Genomic DNA, 16,922 nt, shown 5'->3' with positions numbered 1-16,922 from the left:
TTTCTGCATGCTAAAGCAAAAATCTCAGTAGAGAGGACTCTACTGAGATTAGTTTACCATCATTTTATGTGTCAGGCAATCGCTTTTAATTAAATGAATTTTAATTAAACAAGCTCAAGTACTACTTCCATAGCACCGTCACCCTTACGCTGGCCAATCTTTACGATTCTTGTATAACCACCGTTACGGTTTGCATACTTAACACCATACTCATCGAAAAGCTTTGCAACAAGGTCAACTTCCTTGGTTGCTTTCTTCTTTCCTGCTGCTGTTGAAGGAACTTCAGTTACAGAATAGAGTACCTTAACCATTTTTCTTCTGGCATTCATTCTGGAAGGAAGATCCTTCTTGATTTCCTTCTCAACGGTCTCATACTTGGTAACCTTCTTACCGTCAACAACTTCTTTTACTCTCTTGCCGTCTTTGTCCTTTACAGCAACCTTAGCTGTAACCTTAACGGTTTCGAAGTTATCCTTCTCTTTTACGCCAAGTGCGATCAGTCCGTCAGCAATCTTCTGAACTTCTTTTGCTCTTGCAAGAGTAGTTACGATCTTGCCGTTAGCGATCAGGGCTGTTACCTGACTTCTAAGTAATGCTTTTCTTACGTCGGATGTTCTTCCGAGCTTTCTGTATTTTGCCATCTAAGGCTCCTTTCCAAGGAAGACTCTTCTTCCCTTCTCATTGTGGCATTTCCTGCCCATTATGGTACATCCGGCTACGCTCTTTGGACTTACTTACCGAATGCAGTTACCGGTCTGTCTTACGACAGGCTCCATGATGAGAATGCTGCACATACACTTTGGATTCACTGCGCAGCTATTTCTTCTTCGTTAAATTTATTCATCACTGGGATTCAGCTGCAGACCCAGTTCCTTTAACTTGGCAAGTACTTCTTCAAGAGACTTACGACCAAGATTACGAACCTTCATCATATCTTCGGAAGTCTTGTTTGTTAATTCTTCAACGGTATTGATACCAGCTCTCTTTAAGCAGTTATAGGAACGAACTGACAGCTCTAATTCGTCGATGCTCATTTCCAATACTTTTTCTTTTTCGTCCTCTTCCTTCTCTACCATAACTTCCGCAGTCTTGGCATTCTCAGACAGGTCGATGAAAAGGCTTAAGTGTTCGCTAAGTACTTTAGCAGCCAGGCTGACTGCCTCGTCGGGAACCAGTGTTCCGTTTGTGTAAACGTCCAGTGTTAATTTATCAAAGTCTGTGATCTGACCCACACGGGTATTCTCTACAGTCACATTCACTCTTTCAACAGGTGTATAGATTGAATCAATAGCGATGACACCGATAGGAAGATCAGCACTCTTATTCTTATCAGCACTTACATAGCCTCTACCCTTGGTGATAGTGAGTTCCATATAAAGCTTGGTGTCCTTACCGCTTAAGGTAGCGATCGGGAGATCCGGATTTAAGATCTCAATATCCTGATCGGCCTGAATATCAGATGCTTTAACAACGCCTTCGCCTTCATACTCGATGTATGCGGTCTTTGGCTCATTTGTATCGCTGTTGTTTCTGATAGCAAGACTCTTGATGTTCATGATGATCTCAGTTACATCCTCTTTGACACCGGGAATAGAACTGAACTCATGAAGCACACCTTCGATCTTGACCTGGCTTACTGCAGCACCCGGAAGTGATGAAAGCATGATTCTTCTCAGTGAGTTACCGAGAGTGATACCGTATCCTCTTTCAAGGGGTTCTACTACAAATCTGCCATATTTCTTGTCATCAGAGATTTCTGCCACCTCAATATTTGGTCTTTCAAAATCAAACACTGCCAATACCCTCCTTTACGAACAAATGTAAATTCCACCGGCTGCAGAATATACAGCCAGTGAAACCTTTTATGCTTTTTACTTGGAATATAATTCGACAATAAGCATTTCGTCTACAGGAACATCAATCATTTCTCTTGTAGGAAGGTTCTTAACTGTTCCTTTGAAAGCTTCCTGGTCAACATCCATCCATTCGGGAATCAGTCTTCCTGCTGTTACTTCGAGGATATCTTTATATCTCTGTAAGGATTTGGACTTCTCTCTGATTTCGATTACGTCACCAGCCTTTACCAGATAAGAAGGGATATTTACCTGCTTACCATTTACAAGTACATGCTTATGGTCAACAATCTGTCTTGCTTCTCTTCTTGTTCTTGCAAATCCCATTCTAAAAACTACGCTGTCAAGTCTGCTCTCAAGCATAACCATAAGGTTTTCACCGGTCATACCTTTCATTCTGTCAGCTTTTTCATAGTAGTTTCTGAAAGGCTTCTCAAGTACACCATAGATGAACTTTGCTTTCTGCTTCTCTCTTAACTGAAGTCCGTACTCACTTACCTTCTTGCCTGCTCTTGCATTTGTTCTGTTAGACTTCTTGTCATAACCAAGATATGCGGGTTCAAGACCAAGTGATCTGCATCTCTTTAATACGGGGACTCTGTTTACTGCCATTTTAAATTTCCTCCTGAAATTATTGTTTACAGCGCACCTGGCGCCTTCTTCCAACTTGATTTACGATTTACTTCTGACTGAGTCGCAGACTATACTCTACGACGCTTGGGCGGACGACATCCGTTATGAGGAACAGGAGTTACGTCTCTGATACTGGTTACCTCAATTCCGCATGCATTCAGCGCACGGATTGCGGCTTCACGTCCTGATCCAGGTCCCTTAACCATAACATCTACAGACTTAAGACCATGAATCAGAGCAGCCTTTGCTGCTGTTTCTGCTGCCATCTGAGCTGCATAGGGAGTAGATTTTCTTGAACCTCTGAATCCAAGACCACCAGCACTTGCCCAGCTCAGTGCATTACCTTCGCTATCTGTTAAAGTAACGATAGTATTGTTAAATGAAGCCTGGATATGTGCCTGTCCATGTTCAACGTTTTTCTTGACACGTTTCTTTGTCACCTTTTTTGTAACTTTTTTTGCTGCTGCCATTTTAAACTAACCTACTTTCTCAAAATTGAATTACTTCTTCTTATTTGCAACTGTTCTCTTAGGACCTTTTCTTGTTCTTGCATTGGTCTTTGTCTTCTGACCACGAACAGGAAGTCCCTTTCTGTGACGGATTCCTCTGTAGCATCCGATTTCCTGAAGTCTCTTAATGTTAAGAGCCACTTCTCTTCTCAGATCACCTTCTACCATGTACTCTGCGTCGATTACTTCGCTGATTCTCTTAACTTCATCATCAGTGAGCTCTCTGACACGGGTATCGGGATTTACCTTTGCTTTCTCCAGAATCTTGTTAGCGCTTACTCTGCCAATTCCATAGACATAGGTAAGGCCAATCTCTACACGTTTTTCTCTGGGTAAGTCAACACCTGCAATACGAGCCATTTACGTTTCCTCCATTTTCCTTTTTTGCAGATCACAGCTTTCGTGTCTGCCGGCATCTGTTCATGACAGATACCTGATACTAATTGATTGGGGCAGGTCTATTGCCCAATCGGACGTTCCGATCTTTCCGATGCATCTTTCTCTTTATATATTAAGAAGAAAGACTGCGCACCAGTATCAACAAGTAATCACCTAAGGCTCCTTGGTACAATTTATTAGAATAATCAGTGTCTTCTGACACTGCAGCCGCTTTCATAATAAATGGACAAGAACCCTTCTGCTGTCGCAGTGGATTATCCTTGTCTCTGTTTGTGTTTCGGATTCTCGCAGATTACTCTGATACGTCCTTTTCTCTTGATGATTTTGCACTTTTCGCAAATCGGTTTTACTGATGATCTAACCTTCATGTTAAACCCTCCTTTCAAAAAAGACCGTTTTACATTATAGCATGTGTTTATAATAAATACAATAGCTTTTTTATTTATCTCTCCAAATAATTCTTCCTTTGGATAAATCATAGGGAGAAAGCTCCAGAGTTACCTTATCTCCGGGAAGAATACGGATAAAATTCTGTCTCAGCTTACCACTGATATGGGCAAGCACCTTGTGTCCGTTTTCCAGTTCTACCTGGAACATGGTATTGGGAAGCTTTTCTACTACAGTTCCTTCGATTTCGATTACATCTGACTTAGACATTGTCTACCTCCTTATTTGTTCTGCTTTTGATCGCAAATCTGATTTCTTCATTATATATAGTGCGCATGTCTTTTATTTTTTCTGCAAGCTTCTCGTCAGCACCCGTTTTCACAGGCTGTACATGCTTTTTCTTTTTTTTCTTCGGATTATCCACACCTCTGGTCTTTCCATCCACAAGATAAAGATATTCGCCTTCTTCTTTCAAAATAACATACATCTGGCCTTTATCGTGTCCTGCTTTGGAAATTGCAAACATCTCTGTCATTCTTCACCTCATCCATCAGCCCTTCGCCCCGGCTGGCAGTGTCAGTATCTCCGGATCACCCTCTGTGACCAGGACTGTGTTCTCATAATGTGCTGACGGCAGTCCGTCCGCAGTTACCACGGTCCAGTCGTCATCCAGCCATCCGACCTCATAGGTTCCAAGGTTGATCATGGGCTCGATAGCAAGTGTCATACCCGGCTGAAGCTTAATTCCCTTTCTCCACTGTTTGAAGTTAGGAATCTGTGGATCTTCATGCAGATGAGTTCCGATTCCGTGTCCGACAAGGTCACGGACGATCCCATATCCAAATTTGCTTGCATAGGCATCAATGGCTCTTGAAATGTCATATAAATGACAGCCTGCCCTTGCAAATTTAATTCCTTCAAAAAAGCTCTGTCTTGTTACATCCATAAGCTGCTGCACATCTGCAGAAACCGTTCCTACCGGATAGGTTCTTGCCGCATCAGAATGATAGCCTTTATAGATCAGTCCCGCATCCAGGCTGACGATATCGCCCTCCTCAAGGATCCGTTCCTTCTTCGGGATGCCATGGACAACCTCATCATTCACAGATACACAGATGGAAGCCGGATATCCGTTATAATTCAAAAAATTCGGCTCACATCCATATCCTCTGATCAGCCTTTCTCCCAGTGCATTGATTTCATAGGTTGAAATCCCCGGTTTGATCGCTTCCTTCAGTCTGTCATGAACCTCTGAAAGCAGCCTGCAGGATTCCCGCATCAGCTCAATTTCTCTTGCAGATTTAATTGTTATCGCCATACACGCCTCCGTTTTCAGTCTGCATCTTCACAAAACGGGGAAGCTTAACCTAAAATAGCAACGATAGCATTGAATACATCCTTCATGTCTACCGTTCCGTCTACAGTTCTGAGTACGCCCTTGCCATTGTAAAAATCGATCAATGGCTGTGTCTGCTTGTGATAAACAGAAAGACGGTTCTTTACTGTCTCCGGCTTATCATCATCACGAAGGATCAGCTCACTTCCGCAGTTATCGCAGATGCCTTCCTTCTTCGGAGGAACGTGCTCAATATGATAGGTTGCGCCACAGTTTACGCAGGCGCGTCTTCCACCCATTCTCTTAACGATGTTCTCATCGGGAACCTCTACATTGATAGCATAATCAATCCTGTCACCAAGCTTTGTCAGTGCCTCTTCCAGTACTTCAGCCTGAGGAATGGTTCTCGGGAAGCCATCCAGAACATAACCGTTCTTGCAGTCATCCTGGGCAACACGGTCAAGAAGGATCTTAACAGTCAGTTCATCGGGAACAAGAAGACCCTGATCCATGTACTTCTTAGCTTCTTTTCCAAGCTCTGTACCGTTCTTGATGTTGTATCTGAAAATGTCTCCCGTAGAAATATGGGGAATACCGTACTTCTCTGCTATCATTTTTGCCTGTGTGCCTTTTCCGGCTCCAGGTGCGCCTAACATGATGATCTTCATCTTTACCCTCCATTACGCAATATAGAGGTCAGGGGAATCCCTTCCCCACAACCTCTAAATTTTAATTCATCTTAGTCATTCAAAAAACCTTTGTAATTACGAACCAGCATCTGAGATTCGATCTGCTTCATTGTCTCAAGCACAACGCTGACGATAATGATAAGACTTGTTCCGCCAAAGGATACGGAAGCATTGAAGATACCATTGAAGAAATAAGGAATAATGCAAACAATGGTAAGACCAACTGCACCGATGAAAATGATATAATTCAAAATCTTTGACAGATACTCGCTGGTAGGCTTTCCAGGTCTGATACCCGGAATAAAGCCGCCGGACTTTTTCATATTCTCTGCAATCTCAAGTGGATTGAAGGTAATGGATGTATAGAAGTAGGCGAAAAAGATAACCAGTACAACATACACCAGAAGTCCTATGGAATACACCGGTTCCTTGGGATTGCACCAGTAAGAGGAATTCAGTCCTCTTAAGATATGTGCCCATATTCCGGTACCATTAATCTTAAAGAAGCTGCAGATAATGATCGGAAGCTGCATCAGTGAAGATGCAAAAATGATCGGAATAACACCAGCGGTGTTGATCTTCAGCGGGATAGAGGATGTCTGTCCGCCGACCATTTTTCTTCCCTGCATTTTCTTCGCATACTGAACGGGGATCTTACGAACGCCGTCATTCAGTATAATAACAAGTACTACCATTCCTATAATGATCGCAAGGATCAGTGCTGCTGCACAGACAGCGGTTGCAATCGGCTTTCCGATAACAAACTGCTGGAACAGACTTGCCAGATCCTGTGGAATACGGGAAATGATGTTGATTACCAGGACGATGGAAATACCATTTCCAACACCGTTTTCAGTAATTCTTTCACCTACCCACATAAGGAAGGCACTACCTGCTGTTAAAGCTGCAATAACTGTAATCACATTCAGTGCATTGTAATTCTCCAGGAGACCGTTGCCGCCAAATGCGATTGCCATTGCGGTAGATTCAAATAAAGCAAGCCCTACGGTTACATAACGGGTAATGGAAACCATTTTCTTTCTTCCCTCTTCCCCGTCTCTCTGCATCTCCTCCAGCTTCGGAATTGCAATGGTAAGAAGCTGCATGATAATGGAGGATGTAATATAGGGTGTGATATTGAGTGCCAGAATGGACATATTTAAGAATGATCCACCCGTAAAGGCATCAAAAAAGTTGAACGCATCACCTGTCTGCTGTGCAAACCAGTTAGAAAAATAATGTCTGTCTACACCCGGCACAGGCAGCTGTGATCCTAAACGGATCACAACCAGCATGGCAAATGTAAATAATATCTTATTTCTAATTTCCTTGATTTTAAATGCGTTTTTTAAGGTTTCTAACATTAAATCACCTCTGCAGTTCCACCAGCAGCTTCAATCTTCTCCTTTGCGGATGCGCTGAACGCATTTGCTTTGACTGTAAGCTTTTTGGTAATATCTCCATTTCCGAGGATTTTAACGCCATCCTTAGGGTTTCTTACAACTCCGGACTCTACTAATGCGTCTACGTCTACGACTGCGCCATCTTCGAATCTGTCGAGTGCAGATAAGTTAATTCCCACGATTTCCTTGTGGCTGGGGCAATTAAAGCCTCTCTTGGGAATTCTTCTGTATAAAGGCATCTGACCGCCTTCAAAGCCAGGTCTCGGTGCTCCTGAACGAGCTTTCTGACCCTTGTGGCCCTTACCAGCTGTCTTGCCGTTTCCTGAACCGTGTCCACGACCTCTTCTAAAATTATCACTCTTTACAGAACCTTCTGCAGGGCTTAAGTTGGATAATTCAATACTCATTGTGACACCTCCTTATCTATAATTTATGCTTCTTCTACTTTAACTAAATGTCTGATCTGCTGAATCTGTCCTCTGGTAGCTGCATTATCGGGCAGTACGATTGTCTTATTCAGCTTACGAAGTCCCATGGATGCTACAGTAGCCTTCTGCTTGGGAACAGCACCGATAGGAGATTTCACTAATGTGATCTTTAACATTTTCTGTTCTGCCATCTTACATTCCCTCCTATGCTAATACTTCGTCTACAGACTTACCGCGGTTCTTTGCTACCTCTTCAGGAGTCTTTAACTGGCTTAATCCCTCGATTGTTGCAAGAACTACGTTCTGCTTGTTGTTGGATCCAAGTGACTTGGTACGGATATTCTTAATACCTGCAAGTTCGCAAACGATACGTGCAGGACCACCAGCGATGATACCGGTACCATCGGGAGCCTTCTTTAAAAGAACGTTTGCGGAACCGTACTTACCGATGAAGTCATGGGTGATAGAATTGTTCTCATCAAGAGGAATGCTGACGATGTGCTTCATAGCATCTTCTTTTCCCTTACGGATAGCTTCGGGAATTTCTACAGCCTTTCCAAGTCCTGCACCAACATGGCCATTACCGTCGCCTACAACTACAAGTGCGGTAAATCTCATGTTACGTCCACCCTTTACGGTCTTTGTTACACGCTTGATGGTAACAACTTTATCATTTAACTCTAACTGGCTTACATCTATGATATTCTTCATGATTACACGTCTTCCTTTCCTAGAATTTTAAGCCAGCTTCTCTGGCTGCATCTGCTAATGCTTCGATCTTACCCTGGTATATAAAGCCGCCTCTGTCAAAGACTACGGTATCAATACCTTTTTCAATTGCTCTCTTAGCAATTACAGTTCCAAGATATGCTGCTGCATCAACGTTATTGGTTTTTTCAAGCTCAGCCTTTACATCCTTCTCAAGAGTAGATGCTGAAACTAAAGTATTGCCAACTGTATCGTCAATAATTTGAGCATACATATGATTATTACTTCTGAACACAGCTAAACGTGGTCTCTGCGCTGTTCCGCTGAAACGGTTACGAATTTTCATGTGCTTCTTAACACGAACTTTCTGTCTTGATTCCTTACTAACCATTTTTACACTCTCCTTATCTCTTATTTCTTACCAGTCTTACCAACTTTACGTCTGATAGTCTCATCAACATACTTGATTCCCTTGCCCTTATAAGGCTCAGGTCTTCTCTTATCTCTGATTTCAGCTGCGAATTGGCCAACTTTTTCTTTATCAATACCCTTTACGATGATAAGGTTCTGTCCGTCAAGAACTGTCTCGATTCCTTCAGGATCGATCATCTCAACCGGATGAGAATATCCTAAAGATAAGGTCAGCTTATTACCTGACTTTGCTGCCCTGTAACCAACACCGTTTACTTCCAGTTTCTTCTCATAGCCATCAGTAACACCAACAACCATGTTGTGGATCAGTGTTCTTGTCAGACCATGTAAGGACTTCATCTTCTTCAGATCATTGGGTCTCTTAACGATTACTTCTGCGCCTTCAACCGTGATCTCCATTTCTGCCGGAAGCACTCTTTCCAGTGTTCCTTTAGGACCTTTTACAGTCACTTTATTATTTTCTGCAACCTCTACAGTAACTCCTGCAGGAATTGCGATTGGCATTCTTCCTATACGTGACATGCCCGTACCTCCTATAAATTAATGAAACAAACCTTTGAGTTTCTTATTACCAAACGTATGCGAGTACTTCCCCGCCTACCTGAAGCTCTCTTGCTTTCTTATCTGTGATGACACCCTGATTGGTAGAGATGATAGCGATACCGAGTCCGCCAAGCACTCTGGGGAGTTCATCCTTGCCTGCATAAATACGAAGACCAGGCTTGCTGATTCTCTTTAATCCGGAAATGATCTTCTCATTTCTGTCTGCACCATACTTTAATGTGATGCGGATCGTCTTGAAGCTTCCTTCGTCGATCAGGTCATATTTCTTAATGTATCCTTCCTCTACAAGAATATCTGCAATTGCGAGCTTCATTTTGGAAGAGGGAACATCTACTGTATCGTGTTTTGCAGTATTTGCATTACGGATTCTTGTAAGCATATCTGCAATAGGGTCACTCATTGTCATTCTTTTTTCCTCCTTAAATTATTGCCTACCAACTTGCTTTCTTAACACCGGGAATCTGACCCTTATATGCCAGTTCACGGAAGCAAATTCTGCAGATTCCGTACTTTTTCAAAACAGAGTGGGGACGTCCACAAATTTTGCAACGTGTGTATTCTCTTGTAGAGAATTTAGGTTTACGCTGCTGTTTAATCTTCATTGAAGTCTTAGCCATGGATTCTATTTACCTCCTTCTTACTTTGCAAACGGCATATTGAATAATCTCAATAACTCGCGTCCTTCTTCATCAGTCTTTGCTGTTGTAACAAAGATGATGTCCATACCTCTTACCTTGTCAACCTTATCATATTCGATTTCAGGGAAGATCAGCTGTTCCTTGATACCAAGGGAGTAATTTCCTCTTCCATCAAATGAATTGGGGTTAACACCTCTGAAGTCACGTACACGAGGCAGTGCCAGGTTCACAAGACGATCAAGGAACTCATACATTCTCTCGCCGCGGAGTGTAACCTTACATCCGATTGCCAGTCCTTCTCTGATCTTGAAGTTAGCAACAGATTTCTTTGCTCTGGTAAGTACAGCCTTCTGACCGGTAATGGTTTCAAGATCCTTAACAGCGGACTCAAGAAGCTTTGCGTTATCCTTAGCTTCGCCTACGCCCATGTTGATTACGATCTTGTCAAGCTTGGGTACTTCCATCACATTCTTATAACCAAACTTTTTGGTTAAAGCATCTACGATCTCATCATTATATAAATCTTTCAGTCTGCTCACGCTTCCAGTTCTCCTTTCCAAGAATTAGTCAATTACTTCGCCAGTTGACTTTGCAAAACGTACCTTCTTGTCGCCTTCAATCTTGAAGCCTACTCTTGTAGTCTTTCCGTTGTGAACGAGCATTACGTTTGAAATATCAATGGGAGCTTCTTTTTGAATAATTCCACCATTCTGGTTAGCTGCTGAAGGCTTTGTGTGTTTTGTAACAACGCCAACACCCTCTACAACAACCTTATGGTTCTTAGCGTCTACAGAAAGCACCTTGCCTTCTTTTCCGTTATCTTTACCGGCGATAACCTTAACGGTATCGCCCTTTTTAATTTTTAAGCTTGCCATGCCTGTATCCTCCTATAATACTTCGGGAGCCAGGGAAACAATTTTCATGAACTGTTTCTCACGAAGCTCTCTTGCTACCGGTCCAAAAATACGGGTTCCTCTGGGAGTCTTATCATCTTTAATGATAACAGCAGCATTTTCGTCAAATCTAATATAGGAACCGTCCTTACGACGTGCGCCTTTTACAGAGCGGACAACTACAGCCTTTACTACATCACCCTTCTTTACAACGCCGCCTGGTGTTGCATCTTTAACAGTAGCAACGATCACATCGCCGATCTGTGCATATCTTCTTGTAGAACCGCCCATAACTCTGATGCAGAGGATTTCCTTAGCACCTGTGTTATCAGCGACCTTCAGTCTACTTTCCTGTTGAATCATGCTAATCTCCTTCCAAAATTACTATCCATAGCCTTATGCTATTTGGCTTTCTCTACGATCTCAACAAGTCTCCATCTCTTATCCTTGGATAAAGGTCTTGTTTCCATAACTTTAACAGTATCTCCGATATGGCATTCGTTGTTCTCATCATGTGCCTTTAACTTGTAGGTATTCTTAACAACCTTCTTGTAAAGAGGATGCTTAACGTGCTCTTCGATAGCAACAACGATTGTCTTATCCATCTTATCACTGATAACTTTACCGGTACGTGTTTTTCTTAAATTTCTTTCCACGACTTAAGTCTCCTTTCCTTTCTTGAAATTCAGTTTACAACCTTAAGCTTCTTTCTGCTTCTTTGTAATAACGGTCTGAATTCTTGCAATGTTTTTTCTTACTTCTTTAATTCTTGCTGTATTATCCAGCTGGTTGGTTGCATTCTGGAATCTCAAATTGAAAAGTTCTTTCTTAGCAGCTACTAAATCCTGTGCTAATTCTGCAGCTGATCTCGCATTTAAATCTTCTACATACTTGTTAGTCTTCATTTGATACACCGCCTTCCAAGTCTGCCTTAGAAACGATCTTGCACTTGCAGGGAAGCTTGTGAGTTGCAAGTCTTAATGCTTCTCTAGCTGTTTCTTCGGCTACTCCTGAGATTTCAAACATTACACGGCCGGGCTTTACTACTGCTACCCAGTACTCTAATGCACCTTTACCGGAACCCATACGAGTTTCAGCAGGCTTAGCTGTTACCGGCTTGTCAGGGAAAATCTTGATCCAAACCTTACCGCCACGCTTTACATAACGTGTCATAGCAATACGGGCTGCCTCGATCTGGTTTGACTTGATCCAGCAAGGCTCTAATGCTACAATACCGAAATCACCGTAAGAAATTGTGTTGCCACGGGTTGCTTTTCCTCTCATGGTGCCACGGAACTGTTTACGACGTTTAACTCTTTTAGGCATTAACATTATTTATCGCTCCCTTCCTGCACTGTTTTTTCTTCATTCTTCTTAGTAGGAAGTACTTCACCCTTGTAGATCCATACTTTAACGCCTACCTTACCGTAGGTTGTATTTGCTTCTGCGAAACCATACTCGATATCAGCACGTAATGTCTGAAGCGGGATAGTTCCGTCGCTGTAGAATTCTGTACGGGCCATATCAGCTCCGCCAAGACGTCCTGAGCAGGAAGTCTTAATACCAAGAGCGCCAGCCTTCATGGTTCTGCCCATGCAGGACTTCATAGCACGTCTGAAGGATACACGGTTCTCAAGCTGCTGTGCGATATTCTCTGCAACAAGCTGTGCATCTCTGTCAGGTCTCTTGATCTCTTTGATATCAACAAGTACTTTCTTGCCGGTCAGCTTGGAAAGTTCCTTCTTGGTAACTTCGATTTCTGCACCGCCCTTACCGATTACAACACCGGGCTTAGCTGTGTAGATGATAACCTTTACTCTGCCTGCTGCTCTTTCGATCTCAATCTTGGAAATGCCGGCACTGTATAATTTCTTCTTCAGGAATTTTCTGATGTTATAGTCTTCAACAAGGTAATCAGAAAACTCTGCATCTGCATACCATTTAGAATCCCAATCCTTAATAACACCGACTCTCATGCCGTGGGGATTAACTTTCTGTCCCATTTACTCTTCCTCCTATCTTTCATCAAGCACAACTGTGATGTGGCTCATTCTCTTCTCGATTCTGTAAGCCCTTCCCTGTGCTCTCGGTTTTACACGCTTCATAGTAGGTCCCTTATCTGCATAGCATTCTGCAATATAAAGGTTTTCTACATTCATTCCGTTGTTGTTCTCTGCATTTGCGATAGCAGACTCAAGCAACTTCTTGATGATGCTGGAAGCATATCTGGGATTATACTCTAAAATTGCCAGGGCTGTTGTAACATCTTTGCCCCTGATGGCATCTAAAACGAAACATGCTTTCTGTACAGACACTCTTGCATAAGATAACTTAGCTGAAGGTCTTGTATCTTTCTGCGCATTTCTTTCTCTTTTAATCTGGGATCTATGTCCTTTTGCCATTGCCAAAAACCTCCTTATCTTACTTTTGACTTCTTTTCGTCTTTTCCGTGTCCTCTATAGGTTCTGGTTGCCACGAATTCGCCTAACTTATGTCCAACCATATCTTCTGTTACATATACAGGCACATGCTTTCTTCCGTCGTGTACTGCAAATGTGTGTCCCACAAAAGAGGGGAAGATTGTAGAACGACGGGACCAGGTCTTGATGACCTGCTTCTGTCCTGCTGCATTCATTGCATCTACTTTTTTCAGTAAACTTGCATCTGCAAAAGGTCCTTTTTTCAGTGATCTAGCCATTTTCTTCTCTCCTCCTTAATTATTTAATAGCCTTACCGTTTCTTCTTCTTACAATCAGCTTGTCAGAAGCTTTTCTCTTACGGGTCTTAAGGCCAAGAGCAGGCTTGCCCCAAGGTGTGCAGGGACCCGGACGTCCGATACCGGTCTTACCTTCACCACCACCATGAGGATGGTCATTCGGGTTCATAACGGAACCGCGGACTGTAGGACGGATACCCATATGACGCTTACGTCCAGCCTTACCGATGTTGATCAGGCTGTGGTCTACATTACCAACAACACCTACGGTTGCTCTGCATTCAAGAGGAACCATTCTCATTTCGCCTGAAGGAAGACGAAGTGTTGCATACTTACCTTCTTTTGCCATCAGCTGTGCGCTGTTACCAGCGGAACGAACCAGCTGACCGCCCTTGCCGGGATGAAGCTCGATGTTGTGTACCTGGGTACCAACCGGGATAGCTGCCAAAGGAAGGCAGTTACCAACTCTTACTTCTGCTTCAGGACCGTTCATGACCTTCATGCCATCTGTCAGTCCTTCGGGAGCAAGGATATAAGCCTTTTCACCGTCTGCATAGCAGATCAGTGCGATGTTTGCTGTTCTGTTGGGATCGTACTCGATTCCGATTACTGTTGCGGGAACGCCGTCCTTAGCGTTTCTCTTAAAGTCTACCAGTCTGTATTTTCTTCTGGAACCGCCTCCGCGGTGTCTTACTGTGATCTTACCCTGATTGTTACGACCAGCGTTCTTGTCAAGGGATACGCAAAGAGCCTTTTCAGGAGTCTTCTTTGTGATCTCTGAGAAATCAGAACCGGTCATATTTCTTCTGGAAGGTGTATATGGGTTATAACTCTTAATTCCCATTTCTTTTTCTCCTTTCGAGTTCTACATTTCTTATCGCACTTGTTTGTGCATATTTAACTGACTTTTACCTGTTACCGGATCTTACAGTCCTGCAAAGATCTCGATGTCCTTGCTGTCCTCTGTAAGCCATACGATAGCTTTCTTTGTCTTTGCTGTCTGACCGAAGGTCATTCCACGTCTCTTGGTCTTTCCATCGAGGTTCATGGTGTTTACTTTCTTAACCTTTGCACCTTCGAACATCTTCTCAACAGCTTCTTTGATCATTGTCTTATTTGCTTCGGGGTGAACAAGAAAAGTATATTTCTTTTCGCTCATGCCAGCCATACTCTTTTCGGTAACAACCGGCTTAAGGATAACGTCATAATACTGAATTGCTGCCATTATGCATACACCTCCTCGATCTTAGCGACTGCGTCCTTTGTAAGAACCAGTGTATCGCCCTTTAAAATGTCATATACATTAATTGTATTGGTGAGTGCTGTCTTTACAGCAGGGATGTTTCTTGCTGACATAACAACCTTTTCATCGTTCTCTGCAAGAACAACCAGAGCCTTGCTTACCTTTAAGTTATCAAGAACTGCCTGGAACTTCTTTGTCTTGATCTCATCGAACTTCAGCTCGTCAACCACGATCAGCTTGCCAGCCTCTACTCTGCTTGTAAGAGCGGACTTAAGAGCTGCTCTCTTTTCCTTCTTGTTTAACTTGAAGGAATAATCTCTCGGTACGGGTGCGAATACTACGCCGCCGCCTGTCCACTGGGGAGATCTTGTTGAACCCTGTCTTGCATGACCGGTTCCTTTCTGTCTCCAGGGTTTTCTTCCGCCACCGGAAACTTCAGAGCGAGTCTTTGCTTTCTGTGTTCCCTGACGATTATTAGCAAGCTGCTGTACAACTGCCATGTGTACCAGGTGCTCATTTACTTTAACACCAAATACCGCATCGTTTAATTCGATTGTGCCAACTTCCTTGCCTTCCATATTATAAACAGATACGTTTGCCATTTCTGAATGGTCCTCCTTTCATCTTTCAGGCTGCTTATGCATTAGCCTTTACAGTTTCTTTGATTGTCACTAAGGCTTTCTTAGGTCCGGGTACTGCACCCTTTACCAGAAGCAGATTGTTCTCTGCATCTACACGTACAACCTCAAGGTTCTGTACGGTAACCTTTACGCAGCCCATGTGACCGGGCATTCCTTTGCCTTTGAATACACGGCTCGGTGATGAACATGCACCGTTGGAACCCTGATGACGATGGAATTTGGAACCATGAGCCATGGGACCTCTGTGCTGACCGAGTCTCTTGATTGCGCCCTGGAATCCCTTACCTTTGGAAATAGCAGATGCATCAATCTTATCTCCGGCTGCAAACATATCGGCTTTAATTTCGCTTCCGAGTGTATACTCCTCTGCATTTTCAAAGCGGAACTCTCTGATGTATCTCTTGCAGGATACGCCAGCCTTTTCGAAGTGTCCCTTTAATGCTTTGTTAACGCCGTGTCTGTGGATTACTTCCTTCTTTCCAGCCTTGTCTTTGTTAACAGCCTTTTCTTTCTTGTCAACAAATCCAACCTGTACTGCGCTGTAACCGTCATTCTCTACGGTCTTAACCTGTGTTACTACACAGGGTCCAGCCTGAAGTACTGTAACAGGAACTAATGTTCCGTCTTCATTGAAGATTTGAGTCATTCCGACTTTGGTAGCTAAAATACCTTTTTTCATTTCTTTTCCTCCATTTGATTCTACAGCGGGCCGCTATCGGGCCATTCTAGTGATTAGAGTTTTCTGCCTGCTTCTTACTTGTTCTTCATCTTGATGTCGATATATACACCGGCAGGCATCTCAAGTCTCTGCAGAGCATCTACAGTCTTGGGTGTAGGTGTAATGATATCGATCAGTCTCTTGTGAGTTCTCTGTTCGAACTGCTCTCTGGAGTCCTTATACTTGTGAACTGCTCTTAAGATTGTAACAACTTCCTTTTTAGTAGGAAGCGGTACAGGGCCGCTCACCTGTGCTCCATTCTTCTTAACTGTTTCGATGATTTTTTTGGCAGACGCATCAACAAGCTGATGGTCATAAGCCTTGAGTGTGATTCTCATTACTTGACTTGCCATAAAAAAAGTCGCCTCCTTTTCGCACTTTTTATTGATAAGTACGACAAGCGGTGACTGTACACTCTTCCGTGTGTGTCCTGCTCTCCCACGCAAAATGCCGGATCCAAAGGACTCAGCTTCTTAAGGTTCTGCATTCTTAACACACGTGTTTCTGTTTCTTTACAGACTTACGTTTGTACAGTGACTTGCCGTCAGGTTCTTTCGTTCTGCCACCTGGCAGAACTCTTGACATTCGCTCCACGGAAAACCTGCGCTTCCTTTCGGATCCGCAGCAACCTCACGCTTCACAGCTATCATGCCACAGCGTCTATTAGTATAAACGATGTGGCATGAGAATGCAATACCATTTTTAAATTTTTTTCAGCAATTTTTCAGAGAG

Annotated in this window: 32 protein-coding genes; all 32 read right to left on the bottom strand. The window is 43.1% G+C overall.

All coding sequences use genetic code 11. The features are described from left to right. Nucleotides 1-104: 104 nt before the first annotated feature. Entirely contained in the window at nucleotides 105-641 is a 537-nt protein-coding gene (locus OCV77_RS13795) for a bL17 family ribosomal protein (protein ID WP_118799116.1), read from the bottom strand. 195 nt (nucleotides 642-836) lie between these two features. Continuing rightward, on the bottom strand, nucleotides 837-1,793 hold the full coding sequence (locus OCV77_RS13790; RefSeq protein WP_118799115.1) for a DNA-directed RNA polymerase subunit alpha: 957 nt from the start codon (nucleotides 1,791-1,793) through the stop codon (nucleotides 837-839). A gap of 78 nt (nucleotides 1,794-1,871) precedes the next feature. Then, a complete protein-coding gene (gene rpsD / locus OCV77_RS13785) occupies nucleotides 1,872-2,465 on the bottom strand; it encodes a 30S ribosomal protein S4 (RefSeq protein ID WP_118799114.1) in 594 nt (197 codons plus the stop codon). 89 nt (nucleotides 2,466-2,554) lie between these two features. After that, entirely contained in the window at nucleotides 2,555-2,956 is a 402-nt protein-coding gene (gene rpsK, locus OCV77_RS13780) for a 30S ribosomal protein S11 (protein WP_118799113.1), read from the bottom strand. 30 nt (nucleotides 2,957-2,986) lie between these two features. Continuing rightward, the gene (rpsM, locus tag OCV77_RS13775; RefSeq protein ID WP_118799112.1) at nucleotides 2,987-3,355 is read right to left on the bottom strand and encodes a 30S ribosomal protein S13; all 369 of its coding nucleotides are present in this window, start codon (nucleotides 3,353-3,355) and stop codon (nucleotides 2,987-2,989) included. 293 nt (nucleotides 3,356-3,648) lie between these two features. Continuing rightward, entirely contained in the window at nucleotides 3,649-3,762 is a 114-nt protein-coding gene (gene rpmJ, locus OCV77_RS13770) for a 50S ribosomal protein L36 (protein ID WP_031271335.1), read from the bottom strand. A 70-nt stretch (nucleotides 3,763-3,832) separates the two neighbouring features. After that, nucleotides 3,833-4,051, bottom strand: coding sequence for a translation initiation factor IF-1 (gene infA, locus OCV77_RS13765; protein ID WP_118799111.1), 219 nt, complete (start codon nucleotides 4,049-4,051; stop codon nucleotides 3,833-3,835). After that, nucleotides 4,044-4,316 (bottom strand): KOW domain-containing RNA-binding protein, encoded by a 273-nt coding sequence (locus tag OCV77_RS13760; RefSeq protein WP_118799110.1) that lies wholly within the window; start codon nucleotides 4,314-4,316, stop codon nucleotides 4,044-4,046. The genes infA and OCV77_RS13760 overlap by 8 nt, the downstream gene beginning before the upstream one ends. A 15-nt stretch (nucleotides 4,317-4,331) precedes the next feature. Further along, complete coding sequence (map, locus tag OCV77_RS13755; protein WP_262575576.1) at nucleotides 4,332-5,099, bottom strand: type I methionyl aminopeptidase; 768 nt, start codon at nucleotides 5,097-5,099, stop codon at nucleotides 4,332-4,334. A gap of 44 nt (nucleotides 5,100-5,143) precedes the next feature. After that, entirely contained in the window at nucleotides 5,144-5,785 is a 642-nt protein-coding gene (locus OCV77_RS13750; RefSeq protein WP_118799108.1) for an adenylate kinase, read from the bottom strand. A gap of 71 nt (nucleotides 5,786-5,856) precedes the next feature. Beyond that, nucleotides 5,857-7,170: a preprotein translocase subunit SecY gene (gene secY, locus OCV77_RS13745; RefSeq protein WP_262575575.1), complete on the bottom strand. Its 1,314-nt coding sequence runs from the start codon at nucleotides 7,168-7,170 to the stop codon at nucleotides 5,857-5,859. Next, the gene (gene rplO, locus OCV77_RS13740; protein WP_118799124.1) at nucleotides 7,170-7,610 is read right to left on the bottom strand and encodes a 50S ribosomal protein L15; all 441 of its coding nucleotides are present in this window, start codon (nucleotides 7,608-7,610) and stop codon (nucleotides 7,170-7,172) included. Before rplO ends, secY begins: the two co-directional genes overlap by 1 nt. Before the next feature lie 29 nt (nucleotides 7,611-7,639). Further along, on the bottom strand, nucleotides 7,640-7,828 hold the full coding sequence (gene rpmD / locus OCV77_RS13735; protein ID WP_118799106.1) for a 50S ribosomal protein L30: 189 nt from the start codon (nucleotides 7,826-7,828) through the stop codon (nucleotides 7,640-7,642). A 13-nt stretch (nucleotides 7,829-7,841) separates the two neighbouring features. Further along, a complete protein-coding gene (rpsE, locus tag OCV77_RS13730) occupies nucleotides 7,842-8,348 on the bottom strand; it encodes a 30S ribosomal protein S5 (RefSeq protein ID WP_262575574.1) in 507 nt (168 codons plus the stop codon). 19 nt (nucleotides 8,349-8,367) lie between these two features. Then, nucleotides 8,368-8,736 carry a 50S ribosomal protein L18 gene (rplR, locus tag OCV77_RS13725; protein WP_118799104.1) on the bottom strand — a complete coding sequence of 123 codons (369 nt, stop codon included), beginning with the start codon at nucleotides 8,734-8,736 and terminating at the stop codon, nucleotides 8,368-8,370. 20 nt (nucleotides 8,737-8,756) lie between these two features. Further along, nucleotides 8,757-9,299: a 50S ribosomal protein L6 gene (gene rplF / locus OCV77_RS13720; protein WP_118799103.1), complete on the bottom strand. Its 543-nt coding sequence runs from the start codon at nucleotides 9,297-9,299 to the stop codon at nucleotides 8,757-8,759. Nucleotides 9,300-9,345: 46 nt separating this feature from the next. Next, nucleotides 9,346-9,747, bottom strand: coding sequence for a 30S ribosomal protein S8 (rpsH, locus tag OCV77_RS13715; protein WP_118799102.1), 402 nt, complete (start codon nucleotides 9,745-9,747; stop codon nucleotides 9,346-9,348). A 25-nt stretch (nucleotides 9,748-9,772) separates the two neighbouring features. After that, nucleotides 9,773-9,958, bottom strand: coding sequence for a type Z 30S ribosomal protein S14 (locus tag OCV77_RS13710; protein ID WP_118799101.1), 186 nt, complete (start codon nucleotides 9,956-9,958; stop codon nucleotides 9,773-9,775). Between the two features lie 20 nt (nucleotides 9,959-9,978). Then, nucleotides 9,979-10,518: a 50S ribosomal protein L5 gene (gene rplE, locus OCV77_RS13705; RefSeq protein WP_118799100.1), complete on the bottom strand. Its 540-nt coding sequence runs from the start codon at nucleotides 10,516-10,518 to the stop codon at nucleotides 9,979-9,981. A 24-nt stretch (nucleotides 10,519-10,542) separates the two neighbouring features. Continuing rightward, complete coding sequence (rplX, locus tag OCV77_RS13700) at nucleotides 10,543-10,854, bottom strand: 50S ribosomal protein L24 (RefSeq protein WP_118799099.1); 312 nt, start codon at nucleotides 10,852-10,854, stop codon at nucleotides 10,543-10,545. Nucleotides 10,855-10,866: 12 nt separating this feature from the next. Then, nucleotides 10,867-11,235 carry a 50S ribosomal protein L14 gene (gene rplN / locus OCV77_RS13695; protein ID WP_118799098.1) on the bottom strand — a complete coding sequence of 123 codons (369 nt, stop codon included), beginning with the start codon at nucleotides 11,233-11,235 and terminating at the stop codon, nucleotides 10,867-10,869. Between the two features lie 38 nt (nucleotides 11,236-11,273). After that, a complete protein-coding gene (rpsQ, locus tag OCV77_RS13690; RefSeq protein WP_118799097.1) occupies nucleotides 11,274-11,528 on the bottom strand; it encodes a 30S ribosomal protein S17 in 255 nt (84 codons plus the stop codon). A 42-nt stretch (nucleotides 11,529-11,570) separates the two neighbouring features. Beyond that, nucleotides 11,571-11,777, bottom strand: coding sequence for a 50S ribosomal protein L29 (gene rpmC / locus OCV77_RS13685; protein WP_118799096.1), 207 nt, complete (start codon nucleotides 11,775-11,777; stop codon nucleotides 11,571-11,573). Next, the gene (gene rplP / locus OCV77_RS13680; RefSeq protein WP_118799095.1) at nucleotides 11,767-12,204 is read right to left on the bottom strand and encodes a 50S ribosomal protein L16; all 438 of its coding nucleotides are present in this window, start codon (nucleotides 12,202-12,204) and stop codon (nucleotides 11,767-11,769) included. Before rplP ends, rpmC begins: the two co-directional genes overlap by 11 nt. Further along, entirely contained in the window at nucleotides 12,204-12,875 is a 672-nt protein-coding gene (gene rpsC, locus OCV77_RS13675; RefSeq protein WP_118799094.1) for a 30S ribosomal protein S3, read from the bottom strand. The genes rplP and rpsC overlap by 1 nt, the downstream gene beginning before the upstream one ends. A gap of 12 nt (nucleotides 12,876-12,887) precedes the next feature. Further along, a complete protein-coding gene (gene rplV, locus OCV77_RS13670; RefSeq protein ID WP_118799093.1) occupies nucleotides 12,888-13,274 on the bottom strand; it encodes a 50S ribosomal protein L22 in 387 nt (128 codons plus the stop codon). Nucleotides 13,275-13,288: 14 nt separating this feature from the next. Beyond that, the gene (rpsS, locus tag OCV77_RS13665; protein ID WP_022350138.1) at nucleotides 13,289-13,570 is read right to left on the bottom strand and encodes a 30S ribosomal protein S19; all 282 of its coding nucleotides are present in this window, start codon (nucleotides 13,568-13,570) and stop codon (nucleotides 13,289-13,291) included. A 19-nt stretch (nucleotides 13,571-13,589) separates the two neighbouring features. Beyond that, a complete protein-coding gene (gene rplB, locus OCV77_RS13660) occupies nucleotides 13,590-14,432 on the bottom strand; it encodes a 50S ribosomal protein L2 (RefSeq protein WP_118799092.1) in 843 nt (280 codons plus the stop codon). An 81-nt stretch (nucleotides 14,433-14,513) separates the two neighbouring features. Beyond that, nucleotides 14,514-14,813 (bottom strand): 50S ribosomal protein L23, encoded by a 300-nt coding sequence (gene rplW / locus OCV77_RS13655; RefSeq protein WP_118799091.1) that lies wholly within the window; start codon nucleotides 14,811-14,813, stop codon nucleotides 14,514-14,516. Continuing rightward, complete coding sequence (gene rplD, locus OCV77_RS13650; RefSeq protein ID WP_118799090.1) at nucleotides 14,813-15,433, bottom strand: 50S ribosomal protein L4; 621 nt, start codon at nucleotides 15,431-15,433, stop codon at nucleotides 14,813-14,815. Before rplD ends, rplW begins: the two co-directional genes overlap by 1 nt. Before the next feature lie 34 nt (nucleotides 15,434-15,467). After that, nucleotides 15,468-16,151, bottom strand: coding sequence for a 50S ribosomal protein L3 (rplC, locus tag OCV77_RS13645; protein ID WP_118799089.1), 684 nt, complete (start codon nucleotides 16,149-16,151; stop codon nucleotides 15,468-15,470). 74 nt (nucleotides 16,152-16,225) lie between these two features. Further along, complete coding sequence (rpsJ, locus tag OCV77_RS13640; protein WP_118799088.1) at nucleotides 16,226-16,543, bottom strand: 30S ribosomal protein S10; 318 nt, start codon at nucleotides 16,541-16,543, stop codon at nucleotides 16,226-16,228. Nucleotides 16,544-16,922: the final 379 nt, after the last annotated feature.

This window comes from Suilimivivens aceti (assembly GCF_025567405.1).
GTDB classification, from domain to species: Bacteria; Bacillota; Clostridia; order Lachnospirales; family Lachnospiraceae; genus Suilimivivens; species Suilimivivens aceti.
This window is presented reverse-complemented; position numbering and strand designations above follow the sequence as displayed.

Excerpts from the sequence above, each read along its gene's own strand:
- OCV77_RS13795 (WP_118799116.1), bottom strand. The coding sequence starts at position 641 with ATGGCAAAATACAGAAAGCTCGGAAGAACATCCGACGTAAGAAAAGCA.
- rpsD (WP_118799114.1), bottom strand. The coding sequence starts at position 2,465 with ATGGCAGTAAACAGAGTCCCCGTATTAAAGAGATGCAGATCACTTGGT.
- rpsK (WP_118799113.1), bottom strand. The coding sequence starts at position 2,956 with ATGGCAGCAGCAAAAAAAGTTACAAAAAAGGTGACAAAGAAACGTGTC.
- rpsM (WP_118799112.1), bottom strand. The coding sequence starts at position 3,355 with ATGGCTCGTATTGCAGGTGTTGACTTACCCAGAGAAAAACGTGTAGAG.
- rpmJ (WP_031271335.1), bottom strand. The coding sequence starts at position 3,762 with ATGAAGGTTAGATCATCAGTAAAACCGATTTGCGAAAAGTGCAAAATC.
- infA (WP_118799111.1), bottom strand. The coding sequence starts at position 4,051 with ATGTCTAAGTCAGATGTAATCGAAATCGAAGGAACTGTAGTAGAAAAG.
- OCV77_RS13760 (WP_118799110.1), bottom strand. The coding sequence starts at position 4,316 with ATGACAGAGATGTTTGCAATTTCCAAAGCAGGACACGATAAAGGCCAG.
- map (WP_262575576.1), bottom strand. The coding sequence starts at position 5,099 with ATGGCGATAACAATTAAATCTGCAAGAGAAATTGAGCTGATGCGGGAA.
- OCV77_RS13750 (WP_118799108.1), bottom strand. The coding sequence starts at position 5,785 with ATGAAGATCATCATGTTAGGCGCACCTGGAGCCGGAAAAGGCACACAG.
- secY (WP_262575575.1), bottom strand. The coding sequence starts at position 7,170 with ATGTTAGAAACCTTAAAAAACGCATTTAAAATCAAGGAAATTAGAAAT.
- rpmD (WP_118799106.1), bottom strand. The coding sequence starts at position 7,828 with ATGGCAGAACAGAAAATGTTAAAGATCACATTAGTGAAATCTCCTATC.
- rpsE (WP_262575574.1), bottom strand. The coding sequence starts at position 8,348 with ATGAAGAATATCATAGATGTAAGCCAGTTAGAGTTAAATGATAAAGTT.
- rplR (WP_118799104.1), bottom strand. The coding sequence starts at position 8,736 with ATGGTTAGTAAGGAATCAAGACAGAAAGTTCGTGTTAAGAAGCACATG.
- rplF (WP_118799103.1), bottom strand. The coding sequence starts at position 9,299 with ATGTCACGTATAGGAAGAATGCCAATCGCAATTCCTGCAGGAGTTACT.
- rpsH (WP_118799102.1), bottom strand. The coding sequence starts at position 9,747 with ATGACAATGAGTGACCCTATTGCAGATATGCTTACAAGAATCCGTAAT.
- OCV77_RS13710 (WP_118799101.1), bottom strand. The coding sequence starts at position 9,958 with ATGGCTAAGACTTCAATGAAGATTAAACAGCAGCGTAAACCTAAATTC.
- rplX (WP_118799099.1), bottom strand. The coding sequence starts at position 10,854 with ATGGCAAGCTTAAAAATTAAAAAGGGCGATACCGTTAAGGTTATCGCC.
- rplN (WP_118799098.1), bottom strand. The coding sequence starts at position 11,235 with ATGATTCAACAGGAAAGTAGACTGAAGGTCGCTGATAACACAGGTGCT.
- rpmC (WP_118799096.1), bottom strand. The coding sequence starts at position 11,777 with ATGAAGACTAACAAGTATGTAGAAGATTTAAATGCGAGATCAGCTGCA.
- rplP (WP_118799095.1), bottom strand. The coding sequence starts at position 12,204 with ATGTTAATGCCTAAAAGAGTTAAACGTCGTAAACAGTTCCGTGGCACC.
- rpsC (WP_118799094.1), bottom strand. The coding sequence starts at position 12,875 with ATGGGACAGAAAGTTAATCCCCACGGCATGAGAGTCGGTGTTATTAAG.
- rplV (WP_118799093.1), bottom strand. The coding sequence starts at position 13,274 with ATGGCAAAAGGACATAGATCCCAGATTAAAAGAGAAAGAAATGCGCAG.
- rpsS (WP_022350138.1), bottom strand. The coding sequence starts at position 13,570 with ATGGCTAGATCACTGAAAAAAGGACCTTTTGCAGATGCAAGTTTACTG.
- rplB (WP_118799092.1), bottom strand. The coding sequence starts at position 14,432 with ATGGGAATTAAGAGTTATAACCCATATACACCTTCCAGAAGAAATATG.
- rplW (WP_118799091.1), bottom strand. The coding sequence starts at position 14,813 with ATGGCAGCAATTCAGTATTATGACGTTATCCTTAAGCCGGTTGTTACC.
- rplD (WP_118799090.1), bottom strand. The coding sequence starts at position 15,433 with ATGGCAAACGTATCTGTTTATAATATGGAAGGCAAGGAAGTTGGCACA.
- rplC (WP_118799089.1), bottom strand. The coding sequence starts at position 16,151 with ATGAAAAAAGGTATTTTAGCTACCAAAGTCGGAATGACTCAAATCTTC.
- rpsJ (WP_118799088.1), bottom strand. The coding sequence starts at position 16,543 with ATGGCAAGTCAAGTAATGAGAATCACACTCAAGGCTTATGACCATCAG.